Origin of the sequence: Enterobacter sp. MGH120 (assembly GCF_001037725.1) — a bacterium.
Lineage (GTDB): Bacteria > Pseudomonadota > Gammaproteobacteria > Enterobacterales > Enterobacteriaceae > Enterobacter > Enterobacter hormaechei_C.
Window position 1 is genome coordinate 3,417,170 of record NZ_KQ089940.1, and the last position, 13,662, is coordinate 3,430,831.

The following is a 13,662-nucleotide window of genomic DNA, read 5'->3' on the forward strand; positions in this document are numbered from 1 at the left end:
GATTTACCCTTCTTTGCAATCGCTGAAGGTTAATCAAACGGCGGTGGCGCCAGCACCTCACGGTTACCGTTATGCCCCTGTTCGCTCACAATACCCTGGGCTTCCATCTGCTCGATAATACGCGCCGCGCGGTTGTAGCCAATACGGAACTGGCGCTGGACGCCGGAGATGGACGCCTTACGTTTTTCGGTAACGAAATTAACCGCCTGGTCAAATAACGGATCCAGCTCTTCGCCGCCGTCAAAACCACCGCCGCCACCTTCGCTTTCACTGTCGGAGGTGATGCCGTCAACGTATTGCGGCCGACCGCGCGCTTTCCAGTCCTGCACCACCGCGTGCACTTCCTGGTCGCGAACAAATGCACCGTGGACACGCACCGGCGAGGTGGAGTTCGGGCCGGAATAGAGCATATCACCCATCCCCAGCAGCGACTCTGCACCACCCTGGTCCAGGATAGTACGCGAGTCAATTTTACTCGACACGGTAAACGCGATACGGGTCGGGATGTTTGCCTTAATAAGTCCGGTGATAACGTCTACGGACGGACGCTGCGTTGCAAGCACCAGGTGGATGCCCGCCGCACGCGCTTTCTGTGCCAGACGCGCAATCAGCTCTTCCACTTTCTTGCCAACGGTCATCATCAGGTCGGCGAATTCATCCACCAGCACCACGATGTAAGGCAGTTTTTCCAGCACCGGATGCTGGGCATCCATGCTGTCACCCGGCTTCCAGTATGGGTCCGGAATCGGACGGCCCATACGTGCCGCCTCAGCGATTTTCTCGTTATAACCGGCCAGGTTACGCACGCCCAGCGCAGACATCAGCTTATAGCGACGCTCCATTTCATTGACGCTCCAGCGCAATGCGTTGGCGGCGTCCTTCATGTCGGTCACCACTTCCGTTAACAGGTGCGGAATGCCTTCGTAGACGGACAGTTCAAGCATTTTCGGGTCGATCATGATGAAACGCACATCTTCAGGCTGCGCTTTGTAGAGCATACTGAGGATCATGGCGTTCACCCCGACCGATTTACCGGAGCCGGTGGTACCCGCAACCAGCAGGTGCGGCATCTTCGCGAGATCGGCAACCACCGGATCGCCAGCGATATCTTTACCCAGCACCACGGTCAGCGGGGACGGGTTGTCGCGGAATTTGGTGTTATCCAGAACTTCACGCAGATAAACGGTCTGGCGTTTCTTGTTTGGCAGCTCAAGGCCAACGTAAGGCTTACCTGGGATCACTTCCACCACGCGAACCGCCACGGTCGACAGAGAACGCGCCAGGTCACGGGACAGGTTAGAAATACGCGCCGCTTTTACGCCTGGCGCCAGGTTCAGTTCGAAACGGGTGATCACCGGGCCAGGGGAGTAGTTCACCACGTCCGCTTTAATACGGAAGTCAGCCAGACGCGCTTCCACCAGACGGGCCATCTGCTCAAGAGCAAAAGTATCCACCGGTTCGACTTCCGCTGGCGGCGGCGTTAACAGATCCAGCGACGGCAACGGCGTACTTGGTCGTTGCAGCGGACGGCTGTCTCCGTTACGCATCAACAGCGGGTGAATCAGGCTTTCCTGCGGCTGTGGTGCTGGCTGCTGGAACTGCGGCTGCGGCGGTTGGGCCGGCGGTGTATGCGGCTGCGCATAAGCCTGCGGCACTGGCTGTTGTGGTTGCGCATTAACCTGCGGCGCTGGCGCCTGACGCACCGGTTCCGCTTCTGGCATCACGCTCGGCGTGAACAGCGGTTCGCTCGGACCGTCATCCACCAGATCTTTCATCGGTGAAAATTCAAAATCCGAGAGCGAGAACGGGTTTGCCCCCGAAGGCTGCTCACCGGAATAACGTTGCTGCTGCGTGGCCGCAAACTGACGCGCTAATTCCGCTTCGGCAGCATCATCTTCATCCTGCTGAGAATGAACATCGTGTTGGTACTCATTCCCGTAGCGTTGAGTCTGCTGGGCGGCAAACTGACGCGCCAGCTCATCCTGATGCAGTTCGTCGGCATCATCTTCGTAGTCGGACTCACGGGCTTTTTCTTCCGCCATACGCTGGGAAGGCAGTTTAATGCCATAAGAGGCCAGCTCCCGGCGCGTCGGTACGCGCACGCGATTAGGACGCGGCAATTGTGGACCAATGCCCTCTTTTACCTGAGGACGCGGCGCACCATCGGTTGCCGGGCTGAATAGCGGAGCGGACGCGGCAGCGGCTGCCGTTGCCTGCTTCACGGTTTCCGCTCCTGACGCAACGGCTGGCGCTGGATCTACAGGTGCAACGCTTGCAGAAGGCGCTTTTACAACAGGCTCCTGCACCGGCTCAGGCACGGGCTGATACCAGGCGGCAAGCTGCTCGCGCTCTCGGGCACGGCGCTCTTCCACCTCTTCAAAATAGTACAATGGCGGACGGGATGGCTTCGCTTCCTCCACCACTTCGGGTTCAGACACCGGCGCAACGTATGGCTGTTCAGGTTCAGCAGGTTCGGGCGTATAAGCCTGATACGGCTGTTGCGGCTCGCTGGCAGGCTCAGGCGGCTGATACGGTTGCTGCCACTGTTCCTGCTGCACAGGAATATAGCTTTCAGGCTCCGGCGCAATGGTCGGTTCAGGCGTATGGACACCTGGCGCAGTCTGCCAGTCCACCTGCGGTTGCTGGATCGCGGACTCCGGTGCCGGAACAGGCGAGGACGGCATCACGGCTTCAACAGGCGCAACATGGGCCTGCGCAGCCGTCGTTGCGGCAGCAGCAGCGGCTACCGGTTCAGTCACGGAATGACCATGCAACAGCGGATCGTATTCATCATACTCACCCGGCGTAGCTCGATGACCAGAGAACAACACATCATCAGGATCGACGGCCGCGCCGCGATACTCAATCTGCTCCTCTTCATCCATACGTTTGCCGGAGAAAAGCGCGGCATCCGTTTTACGGCCTAACGGGTTAGCAAATTTTTCAGCAACGCGCTGGCGGCGTGCCAGAGCACCGCGCAGAATACGGGCACGGCGGGATTCACGACGCTGCACGGGTGCCTCGTCTTCCTCTTCGTACTCATCTTCATATTCGTCTTCATCGACCCACGTATCATCACGACGGGTGCGATTGCTGGCAAACGTCAGCAGAGTCAGAATAAAGCTGCCGATTTTTTCGGCAATGCTCACCCAGGACCAGCCGGTAAACAGCGTCAGGCCCGCTGCCCAGATACAAAGCAGCGCCAGCGTGCCGCCGCTGCTGTGAAGCATCGGTTGCAGCGCGGAGCTCAACAGGCTGCCAATCACCCCGCCGGAGGCGAAGTACCAGATGTCATCGGCGTTGATCGCCGCCAGTCCGCAGGAGGTGAGGATCAGCGCCAGGGCGCCAATCAGGCGCAGCGAAACGGCAAAATAATCGATGTAGTCGTCGTTCTGTCGATGACGCCAGGCAAACCAGCATCCGCCAATAATGATGACGGGAAGGGTATAGGCCATCACACCGAAAATGAAGAAGAGTGTGTCCGCAAGCCAGGCGCCGGGAACGCCACCTAAATTATGGATAGGCTCATGCCATGCGGTTTGCGACCAGCTGGGGTCTGAGGGGTTGAAACTGAGTAAGGCAGCCATCAGCCAGACGGCAAAAAGGGCAATAACAATCAGTAACGCCTCAAGGAGACGACGTCCGCTGCTTAGCTTAGATAATGTGACTTCTTTGTCTTCAGTATATTCCTGGCTCAAGAAAGGCTCTCCAGGTATCAGGCATGTCCTGCCTGTGTGCTAAAACGGACAACAGCGCCGGGACTCCCCGGCACTGTTGCTGTATGGATTAACAGGAGTGTAATCAAACTACACTGATTTTGCACCTGTTCCGTGTTAGCGCGTCTTAATAACCAGACGATTGCTCTGTTTGACCTCTTCCATCACCACATAAGTACGGGTGTCGTTCACGCCTGGCAGACGCAGCAGGGTTTCACCCAGCAGCTTACGGTAGGCGGACATATCAGGCACACGGGTTTTCAACAGGTAGTCAAAATCACCGGAAACCAGATGACACTCTTGAATTTCTTCAAGTTTTTGCACAGCGGCGTTAAATTGCTCAAACACATCTGGTGCACCACGATTCAGAGTAATCTCAACAAATACCAGAAGTGAGGCATCCAGATAATGCGGGTTCAGCAGAGCCGTATAGCCCTGAATAAAACCCTGTCTTTCCAGTCGACGCACACGCTCAAGGCACGGCGTCGGGGAAAGTCCCACACGTTTTGAAAGCTCGACGTTGGAAATACGCCCATCCTTTTGCAATTCATTAAGAATGTTACGATCGATACGGTCGAGATCTTTGCCAGGGCGCTTCTTGCTATCTACCATTATTATTGTCTCTCTGTATTCCTTCCCTACTCCTGCCTGGACCCTGTGCACATCACTGTTCAGAGCCTGGACCCGTTATTCATCACATCGCCTGGTTATGTATTAGACGCGATGTAGATTCGGGTTCTGCGGTAAGAAGACCGTTGCCCGAAAGCAGTCACAGACATCACGTATGGCGTCTGTCCACACCATGCGTAGATTTCACTGACCCGGTAAAAATGGCATTTCCGTGCATGTCTATGCGGCATGCAGTTCGTGCGTCTTTTTTTCTTCCTTGAATGTTTTCGCAAAAGCGCAGGGGATTGTCAAAGCAAAACATCGATTTTTAGTACAACATGCCGGATATTCATTACGGAGGGGTATTAATCCTCATTTTATTGCCTTATAAACGCGCGGTTTTCAGTAGCAGAAGTGATGTGACCGCCTCTGACCCATAGGGCGCGTCTATTGCATATATCGGAAGCAAAACTCTCCTGCTCTTTTTTTACGGCAACAAATTCCCTACAATCCAGCCCATTGCCTGCCAACAACAATGGGGATCTCATGGGCACGACCAAACACAGTAAGCTGCTAATCCTTGGTTCTGGACCTGCGGGATATACCGCAGCGGTCTATGCTGCACGCGCTAACCTGCAACCGGTACTGATCACCGGGATGGAAAAAGGCGGTCAGCTGACCACCACCACGGAAGTGGAAAACTGGCCTGGCGACCCGAACGACCTGACCGGGCCGCTGCTGATGGAGCGCATGCACGAGCATGCCGCCAAATTCGAAACCGAAATCCTGTTCGACCACATCAATAAAGTGGATTTGCAGAACCGTCCGTTCCGCCTGACGGGTGACAGCGGCGAATACACCTGCGATGCGCTGATCATCGCCACCGGCGCCTCTGCCCGCTATCTCGGCCTGCCGTCTGAAGAAGCGTTCAAAGGCCGCGGCGTGTCAGCCTGCGCGACCTGCGACGGTTTCTTCTATCGCAACCAGAAAGTTGCGGTTATCGGCGGCGGCAACACCGCTGTGGAAGAAGCGCTGTATCTGGCAAATATTGCCTCAGAAGTACACCTGATTCACCGTCGCGACACCTTCCGCGCGGAGAAGATCCTGATTAAACGCCTGATGGACAAAGTGGCGAGCGGCAACATTGTGCTGCATACCAACCGTACGCTGGAAGAAGTGACTGGCGATCAGATGGGCGTGGCGGGACTGCGTATCCGTGATACCCAGAACACCGATAACGTCGAAACGCTGGAAGTGGCAGGCCTGTTTGTGGCAATCGGTCACAGCCCGAACACGGCTATCTTTGAAGGCCAGCTGGAGCTGGAGAACGGCTACATCAAAGTGCAGTCTGGCATTCACGGCAACGCCACCCAGACCAGCGTTCCGGGTGTCTTCGCAGCTGGCGACGTGATGGACCATATTTATCGTCAGGCGATCACTTCTGCGGGCACCGGTTGTATGGCCGCGCTGGACGCAGAACGCTACCTGGACGGGCTGGCTGAACAAGGCAAATAATCTTTACAAGTCAGTAACAAACGTAAATAAAGGCGGCCACTGGTCGCCTTTATTTTTGCTCGCGTGTAACATGCAGAGGTCTAATTTCTTATAACGTCACCTGCAAAGTACGCAATGGAAAAAACCCGTCAACAAGAGTTAACCCGCTGGCTGAAACAGCAAAGCGTTCTGTCCCGCCGCTGGCTTATGATTTCCCGCGTTCTGGGATTCATCAGCGGTCTGTTGATTGTTGCCCAGGCATGGCTGCTGGCCCGCATTCTCAATCATATGATCATGGAGAACATTCCGCGCGAAGCGCTGCTGTTGCCGTTTATCGTTCTGGTGCTGGTTTTCGTTCTGCGTGCGTGGGTGGTCTGGCTGCGCGAGCGGGTTGGATTCCATGCCGGGCAGCACATCCGCTATGAGATCCGCCGCAAGGTGCTCGACCGGCTTTCGGAAGCCGGGCCTGCGTGGATCCAGGGCAAACCGGCTGGTAGCTGGGCGACGCTGATCCTTGAGCAAATCGACGATATGCACGATTACTACGCGCGTTATCTTCCCCAGATGGCGCTGGCGGTGTTTGTGCCCCTGATGATTGTTATCGCCATCTTCCCTGTTAACTGGGTGGCGGCGTTGATCCTGCTGGGCACCGCCCCGCTCATCCCGCTGTTTATGGCGATGGTCGGCATGGGTGCGGCAGATGCTAACCGTCGTAACTTCCTGGCGTTGGGTCGGTTGAGCGGTCATTTCCTGGACCGTCTGCGCGGAATGGAAACCCTGCGGATCTTCGGTCGTGGTGAAGCGGAAACCGAAAACATTCGCCTGGCGTCGCAGGATTTCCGTCAGCGCACCATGGAAGTGTTGCGCATGGCCTTTCTCTCATCTGGTGTGCTCGAATTTTTCACCTCCCTGTCGATTGCGCTGGTGGCGGTTTACTTTGGCTTCTCCTACCTCGGCGCGCTGGACTTTGGCCACTACGGTACGGCGGTCACGCTTTCCGCCGGGTTCCTGGCGCTGATCCTGGCCCCGGAATTTTTCCAGCCGCTTCGCGATCTCGGCACCTTTTACCATGCCAAAGCGCAGGCGGTGGGTGCTGCCGACAGCCTGAAAACCTTCATGGAAACGCCGCTGGCGAATCCGGAGCGTGGTGAGGTAACGCTGAATACGAACGATCCGGTGACCATTGAAGCACAGGATTTTTCTGTTCTGTCGCCTGAAGGCAAAGTGCTGGCCGGTCCGCTGAACTTTACCCTGCCTGCCGGGCAACGTGTGGTGCTGGTGGGTACCAGCGGCTCAGGTAAAAGCTCATTGTTGAATGCGCTGTCAGGTTTTATGGCGTACACCGGATCGCTGCGTATCAATAAAACGGAGCTGCGCGAGCTCGATCCTGATGCCTGGCGTAAACAGCTGAGTTGGGTGGGGCAAAACCCTCAGCTGCCAGCTCCGACGCTACGCGAGAATGTGCTGCTGGCACGGCCGGATGCGCGTGAAGATGAGCTGCAATCGGTCCTCGACCGCGCCTGGGTCAGCGAGTTTCTGCCGCTGCTTGCGCAGGGTGTCGATACCGTCATTGGCGATCAGTCTGCCGGGCTGTCAGTAGGCCAGGCACAGCGCGTCGCGGTTGCCCGTGCGCTGCTGAATCCCTCTTCGCTAATGCTGCTGGACGAACCCGCCGCCAGCCTGGACGCTCACAGCGAGCAGCGCGTGATGGATGCGCTTAACGCAGCCTCACGCCAGCAAACCACCCTGATGGTGACCCACCAGCTGGAAGGTATTGCCGACTGGGATCAGATTTGGGTGATGGAAAACGGACACATTGTTGAGCAAGGCGATTACGCCGCGCTTGTTGCCGCGCAGGGGCCGTTTGCGACCCTGCTGGCGAACCGTCAGGAGGATATCTGATGCGCGCCCTGCTTCCGTATCTTGCACTGTATAAACGCCACAAATGGATGCTGACGCTCGGGATCGTGCTGGCGATCGTTACTCTGCTGGCCAGCATCGGTCTGCTTACGCTTTCCGGCTGGTTCCTCTCCGCGTCTGCGGCCGCAGGCTTTGCCGGACTGTACAGCTTTAACTACATGCTGCCTGCCGCCGGGGTGCGCGGCACGGCCATTACGCGAACTGCCGGGCGCTACTTTGAACGTCTGGTCAGCCACGACGCGACCTTCCGCGTGCTGCAACACCTGCGTATTTACACCTTCAGCAAACTGCTGCCCCTCTCCCCTGCCGGGCTGGCACGTTTTCGACAGGGCGAATTACTCAACCGCGTGGTCGCAGATGTGGATACGCTGGATCACCTCTATCTGCGCGTCATTTCACCTATGGTGGGCGCGTTTGTAGTGATTGTCGTGGTCACGCTGGGGTTGAGTTTCCTGGATGTTCCCATCGCACTGACGCTCGGCGGCATCATGCTGATGACGCTGATTATTCTGCCGCCCCTGTTTTATCGTGCAGGTAAAACCACCGGGGAAAACCTGACGCGCCTGCGTGGAGAATATCGCCAGCAGCTCACCGCCTGGTTGCAGGGACAGGCCGAGCTCACCCTTTTTGGTGCCAGCAAGCGCTACCGCGCCCGCATGGAAAATACGGAGCTGAACTGGCATGAAGCCCAGCGTCGCCAGTCTGAACTGACCGCGTTCTCCCAGGCGCTGATGATGTTAATTGGTGGGATTGCCGTTATCGCCATGCTCTGGATGGCCTCCGGTGGCGTGGGCGGTAACGCGCAGCCTGGCCCGCTGATTGCGCTGTTTGTTTTCTGTGCCCTGGCAGCCTTTGAAGCCTTAGCCCCGGTCACGGGCGCCTTTCAGCATCTCGGCCAGGTGATTGCCTCTGCGCTGCGCATTACGGATATTGCCGAGCAGGAGCCGGAAGTGAAGTTCAGCGCGGGTCAAACCGCTGTGCCAGAGCAGGTCGCGCTGACGCTCAGCAATGTCACTTTCGCCTACGACAAGCAGGCGCAAAACGCGCTGGAAGACATCACCCTTTCTGTTGATGCCGGGCAGCGCATTGCGATCCTTGGCCGTACGGGATGTGGGAAATCGACACTTCTGCAACTTCTCACGCGCGCGTGGGACCCACAGCAGGGCGAGATTCTGTTTAACGACGTTCCGCTGTCTGGTTTTAGCGAAGCGGCCTTGCGTAAAACGGTCAGCGTCGTGCCCCAGCGGGTGCATCTGTTCAGCGCTACGCTGCGCGATAATCTTCTTCTGGCGGCACCAGACGCCTCCGACGATACGCTGCGGGCAATGCTGGAGCAGGTTGGGCTGCACAAGCTGCTTGAAGACGACGGGTTGAACAGCTGGCTGGGTGAAGGGGGTCGACAGCTTTCCGGCGGCGAACTGCGTCGTCTGGCCATTGCGCGTGCGCTGCTGCACGATGCGCCGCTGATGCTGCTGGATGAACCGACAGAAGGACTGGATGCCACGACAGAGAGCCAAATCCTTGATTTACTGGCGAATGTGATGAAAGGTAAAACCGTGGTGATGGTCACGCACCGTCTGCGCGGGCTGGTGAATTTCGATCAGATAATTGTGATGGACAACGGACACATAATTGAGCAAGGTAGTCACGCAGAGCTGCTGGCAAAACAGGGTCGCTACTACCAGTTTAAACAGCGCCTGTAGACTATATTTGTAGCGTCCTCTCTCGCGTACTGGAGTTCTGTTGTCATGCGCCTGGTGCAGCTTTCTCGCCATAATATTGCGTTCCCTTCACCGGAGGGGGCGCTGCGTGAACCTAACGGCTTGCTGGCTCTGGGCGGCGATCTCAGCCCGGCACGGCTCTTAATGGCTTACCAGCGCGGCATCTTCCCGTGGTTTTCTCCCGGCGACCCGATCTTATGGTGGTCTCCCGACCCGCGAGCCGTGCTGTGGCCTGGACAGTTTCACCTGAGCCGCAGCATGAAGCGTTTTCATGCAAAATCCCCCTTTCGCGTCACGCTCAATCACGCCTTCGGCCAGGTTATCGAAGGCTGCGCTGAAGATCGTCATGAAGGCACCTGGATAACCCGCGATATCATTATCGCCTACCACCAGCTTCATGAGCTGGGCTACGCGCACTCTATTGAAGTATGGAAAGAGGATAACCTCGTCGGCGGAATGTACGGCGTGGCGCAGGGCACGCTGTTCTGCGGCGAGTCGATGTTCTCCCGCGCCACGAATGCGTCGAAAACCGCGCTGCTGGTGTTTAGCGAGGAATTTGCCCGACGCGGCGGACGGCTGATGGATTGCCAGGTGCTGAATGAGCACACCGCCTCGCTCGGCGCCGTTGAAATCTCCCGCCGACACTATATCGAACATCTGGAACAGTGCCGAAAGAAGACCCTACCACGCGATTTTTGGGTTCCCAGAACGCTCTTTATACCCAATGCCTAAATGTTTTCCGCATATTTTTTATGAGGGTGTTATAATTACGCCGCAGAGTAGCTTCTGCCTGTTGCCCCGCCGCCGTTTGGGACCCTCGCTTCAGATAACGTCCTTACGTTTATCCTGTCGTCTCCCCTTTACGAATGCGCTTTCCGTTCGGTTGTACCGTGACGCTTGGGCAATACGCTGAGACTGTTTTGCTGCGTTTTAAACGCGCAATTCTTTACTTAATTGAGGAATTTCGGCATTATCTTGCCGGTTCAAAACTTGGTAGTGATACCCCAGAGGATTAGATGGCCAAAGAAGACAATATTGAAATGCAGGGTACCGTACTTGATACGTTGCCTAATACCATGTTTCGCGTAGAACTGGAAAACGGTCACGTGGTAACTGCGCACATCTCCGGTAAAATGCGCAAAAACTATATCCGCATTTTGACGGGCGACAAAGTGACTGTTGAGCTGACCCCGTACGACCTGAGCAAAGGCCGCATTGTCTTCCGTAGTCGCTAATTGTTTTCGCCTGTAATGGCAGATGAATATTAAATAAGGCCGGGATATTCCCGGCCTTTTTTATTTATGGCTTTAGTGTGGCTGTTCAGGAAGAGGTATTTTAGTGCGGTCTGATGCCCTCACCCTGACCCTCTCCCACAGGGAGAGGGAGAAAAGCGGACACAAAAAAGCCGGGTTAAAAACCCGGCTTTTACACTAAAGAAAATCAGTGAGCCGCTTCCGGCTTGTGCTTCGCCGCACTCTGGAAATCGTACGTCAGTTCGTTCTTCGCCTGATCCAGCCCCACCGTTACCTGGCCGCCGTCCACCAGCGAGCCAAACAGCAGCTCGTTTGCCAGCGGTTTCTTCAGGTTGTCCTGAATCACGCGCGCCATCGGACGGGCGCCCATCGCATGGTCGTAGCCTTTCTCAGCCAGCCAGTTGCGGGCCTCCTGGCTCACTTCCAGCGACACGCCTTTCTGATCCAGCTGAACCTGCAACTCGACGATGAACTTGTCCACCACCTGATGAATCACCTCGGTAGACAGATGATCGAACCAGATAATGTTGTCCAGACGGTTACGGAACTCCGGCGTGAAGATCTTCTTGATCTCTTCCATCGCATCGGTGCTGTTATCCTGGTGGATCAGGCCGATGGATTTACGCTCGGTTTCCCGCACGCCCGCGTTGGTGGTCATCACCAGCACCACGTTGCGGAAATCGGCCTTGCGCCCGTTGTTATCGGTCAGCGTCCCGTTGTCCATCACCTGCAACAGGATGTTGAACACGTCCGGATGCGCTTTCTCGATTTCATCGAGCAGCAGTACCGCGTGCGGATGCTTGATAACCGCGTCCGTAAGCAGGCCGCCCTGGTCAAAGCCCACGTATCCCGGAGGCGCACCAATCAAACGGCTGACGGTGTGACGCTCCATATACTCGGACATATCAAAGCGCAGCAGTTCAATGCCCAGCGCTTTGGAAAGCTGAACCGTCACCTCGGTTTTACCCACCCCGGTCGGGCCGGCGAACAGGAAGGAACCAACCGGCTTGTGGTCATGCCCCAGGCCAGCACGGGCCATCTTGATCGCTTCGGTTAAGGCCTCAATGGCTTTATCCTGACCAAAGACCAGCATTTTCAGGCGATTGCCGAGGGTGCGCAGCGTATCACGGTCGCTCTGAGAAACGCTCTTCTCAGGAATACGCGCGATGCGGGCCACCACGGACTCGATATCCGCCACGTTCACGGTTTTCTTACGCTTGCTGGCTGGCATCAGGCGCGCACGCGCACCCGCCTCATCAATCACGTCGATCGCTTTATCCGGCAGATGACGATCGTTGATGTATTTCACCGCCAGTTCCACCGCCGCACGGACCGCTTTCGCGGTGTAACGCACGTCGTGGTGTGCTTCGTACTTGGTTTTCAGGCCATTGATGATCTGCACCGTTTCGTCAACCGACGGCTCGGTAACGTCGATTTTCTGGAAACGACGCGCCAGCGCACGATCCTTCTCAAAGATGTTGCTGAACTCCTGGTACGTCGTGGAGCCCATCACGCGGATCTTGCCGCTGGAGAGCAGCGGTTTGATCAGGTTAGCGGCATCCACCTGGCCACCGGAGGCCGCACCTGCGCCGATGATGGTGTGGATCTCATCGATAAACAGGATGCTGTTGGTGTCCTGCTCCAGCTGTTTTAACAGCGCTTTGAAACGTTTTTCGAAATCACCGCGGTATTTGGTGCCCGCCAGCAGCGAGCCAATATCCAGCGAGTAGATGGTACAGTCGGCAATCACTTCCGGCACGTCGCCCTGCACAATGCGCCAGGCCAGCCCTTCGGCAATCGCGGTTTTACCCACGCCAGATTCCCCCACCAGCAGCGGGTTGTTCTTACGGCGACGGCACAGCACCTGGATGGCACGCTCCAGCTCTTTGTCGCGGCCAATCAGCGGGTCGATACCGCCAACGCGAGCAAGCTGGTTAAGGTTGGTGGTGAAGTTTTCCATACGATCCTCCCCGCCTGCTTGCTCTTCATTGCTGTTGATCTGTCCGCTGGGATCCGATGCCTGGTTAGGCTCGTCTTTTCGCGTTCCGTGAGAGATGAAGTTGACCACGTCGAGCCGGCTGACTTCGTGTTTACGCAGCAGGTAGGCCGCCTGGGACTCCTGCTCGCTGAAGATGGCGACCAGGACATTGGCACCAGTCACTTCGCTACGTCCGGAAGACTGGACGTGGAAAACCGCGCGCTGCAACACGCGCTGGAAGCTGAGCGTCGGCTGCGTGTCGCGCTCTTCTTCACTGGCTGGCAGCACCGGTGTAGTTTGTTCGATGAAGGCTTCGAGTTCCTGACGTAGCGCCACCAGATCCACGGAGCAGGCTTCCAGCGCTTCGCGGGCAGATGGGTTGCTAAGCAGTGCGAGCAGCAGGTGCTCGACGGTCATAAACTCATGTCGGTGCTCACGCGCTCTGGCGAAAGCCATGTTTAAACTGAGTTCCAGTTCTTGATTGAGCATAGGCACCTCCCCCAATTTTATGCCTTATCAGGCCTTTTCCAGCGTACACAGCAACGGATGCTCGTTCTCCCTTGCATAGTCGTTCACCATCGCTACTTTGGTTTCCGCAACCTCGGCAGTAAAGATGCCGCAGATCGCTTTGCCACGATAATGAACGGTAAGCATCAGTTGCGTTGCACGTTCAACATCATAAGAAAAGAACTTTTGTAGCACGTCAATAACAAATTCCATCGGCGTGTAATCATCGTTCATTAACATAACTTTATACATAGATGGCGGTTTTAGCGCGTCGCGCACTTTATCTTCCGCCAGCTGGTCAAAATCCAGCCAATCGTTGGTCTTACCCATTATGCATAACCACTTTGAATCTACCTCAGATGTTAGATAACAATCATCTATTACTGTCATCCGCGATGTCTGTCACAAACTGTTGCAATAGCGTTAACTGCCTCAAATTTTGGTTGATTATTGTCCCAACTCCA

The 13,662-nt window shown here is 56.3% G+C and carries 9 protein-coding genes; 5 read left to right on the forward strand and 4 right to left on the reverse strand.

The annotated features are described in order from the left end of the window. Nucleotides 1–29: 29 nt before the first annotated feature. Together SK54_RS16005 and lrp are read right to left on the reverse strand one after the other, a co-directional pair. A complete protein-coding gene (locus SK54_RS16005) occupies nucleotides 30–3,698 on the reverse strand; it encodes a DNA translocase FtsK 4TM domain-containing protein (RefSeq protein ID WP_032647886.1) in 3,669 nt (1,222 codons plus the stop codon). 135 nt (nucleotides 3,699–3,833) lie between these two features. Then, on the reverse strand, nucleotides 3,834–4,328 hold the full coding sequence (gene lrp, locus SK54_RS16010) for a leucine-responsive transcriptional regulator Lrp (protein WP_000228469.1): 495 nt from the start codon (nucleotides 4,326–4,328) through the stop codon (nucleotides 3,834–3,836). Between the two features lie 543 nt (nucleotides 4,329–4,871). Between lrp and trxB the strand changes: the two genes are divergently transcribed. The 5 genes from trxB (at nucleotide 4,872) to infA (ending at nucleotide 10,695) form a co-directional block, all read left to right on the forward strand. Beyond that, nucleotides 4,872–5,840 (forward strand): thioredoxin-disulfide reductase, encoded by a 969-nt coding sequence (trxB, locus tag SK54_RS16015; RefSeq protein WP_003858303.1) that lies wholly within the window; start codon nucleotides 4,872–4,874, stop codon nucleotides 5,838–5,840. Nucleotides 5,841–5,954: 114 nt separating this feature from the next. Continuing rightward, nucleotides 5,955–7,721 carry a heme ABC transporter permease/ATP-binding protein CydD gene (gene cydD / locus SK54_RS16020; RefSeq protein WP_015570980.1) on the forward strand — a complete coding sequence of 589 codons (1,767 nt, stop codon included), beginning with the start codon at nucleotides 5,955–5,957 and terminating at the stop codon, nucleotides 7,719–7,721. Beyond that, a complete protein-coding gene (gene cydC / locus SK54_RS16025) occupies nucleotides 7,721–9,442 on the forward strand; it encodes a heme ABC transporter ATP-binding protein/permease CydC (protein ID WP_048247586.1) in 1,722 nt (573 codons plus the stop codon). The genes cydD and cydC overlap by 1 nt, the downstream gene beginning before the upstream one ends. Before the next feature lie 45 nt (nucleotides 9,443–9,487). Beyond that, nucleotides 9,488–10,192: a leucyl/phenylalanyl-tRNA--protein transferase gene (aat, locus tag SK54_RS16030; protein WP_032103403.1), complete on the forward strand. Its 705-nt coding sequence runs from the start codon at nucleotides 9,488–9,490 to the stop codon at nucleotides 10,190–10,192. Nucleotides 10,193–10,476: 284 nt separating this feature from the next. Further along, nucleotides 10,477–10,695, forward strand: coding sequence for a translation initiation factor IF-1 (gene infA / locus SK54_RS16035; RefSeq protein WP_002211347.1), 219 nt, complete (start codon nucleotides 10,477–10,479; stop codon nucleotides 10,693–10,695). Nucleotides 10,696–10,900: 205 nt separating this feature from the next. Here infA and clpA read toward each other — a convergent pair whose 3' ends face one another. Both clpA and clpS read right to left on the reverse strand, forming a co-directional pair. Further along, entirely contained in the window at nucleotides 10,901–13,180 is a 2,280-nt protein-coding gene (gene clpA, locus SK54_RS16040) for an ATP-dependent Clp protease ATP-binding subunit ClpA (protein WP_048247587.1), read from the reverse strand. A 27-nt stretch (nucleotides 13,181–13,207) separates the two neighbouring features. Then, nucleotides 13,208–13,528, reverse strand: a complete 321-nt coding sequence (gene clpS, locus SK54_RS16045) for an ATP-dependent Clp protease adapter ClpS (RefSeq protein WP_006174393.1) — start codon at nucleotides 13,526–13,528, stop codon at nucleotides 13,208–13,210. Nucleotides 13,529–13,662 lie beyond the last annotated feature (134 nt).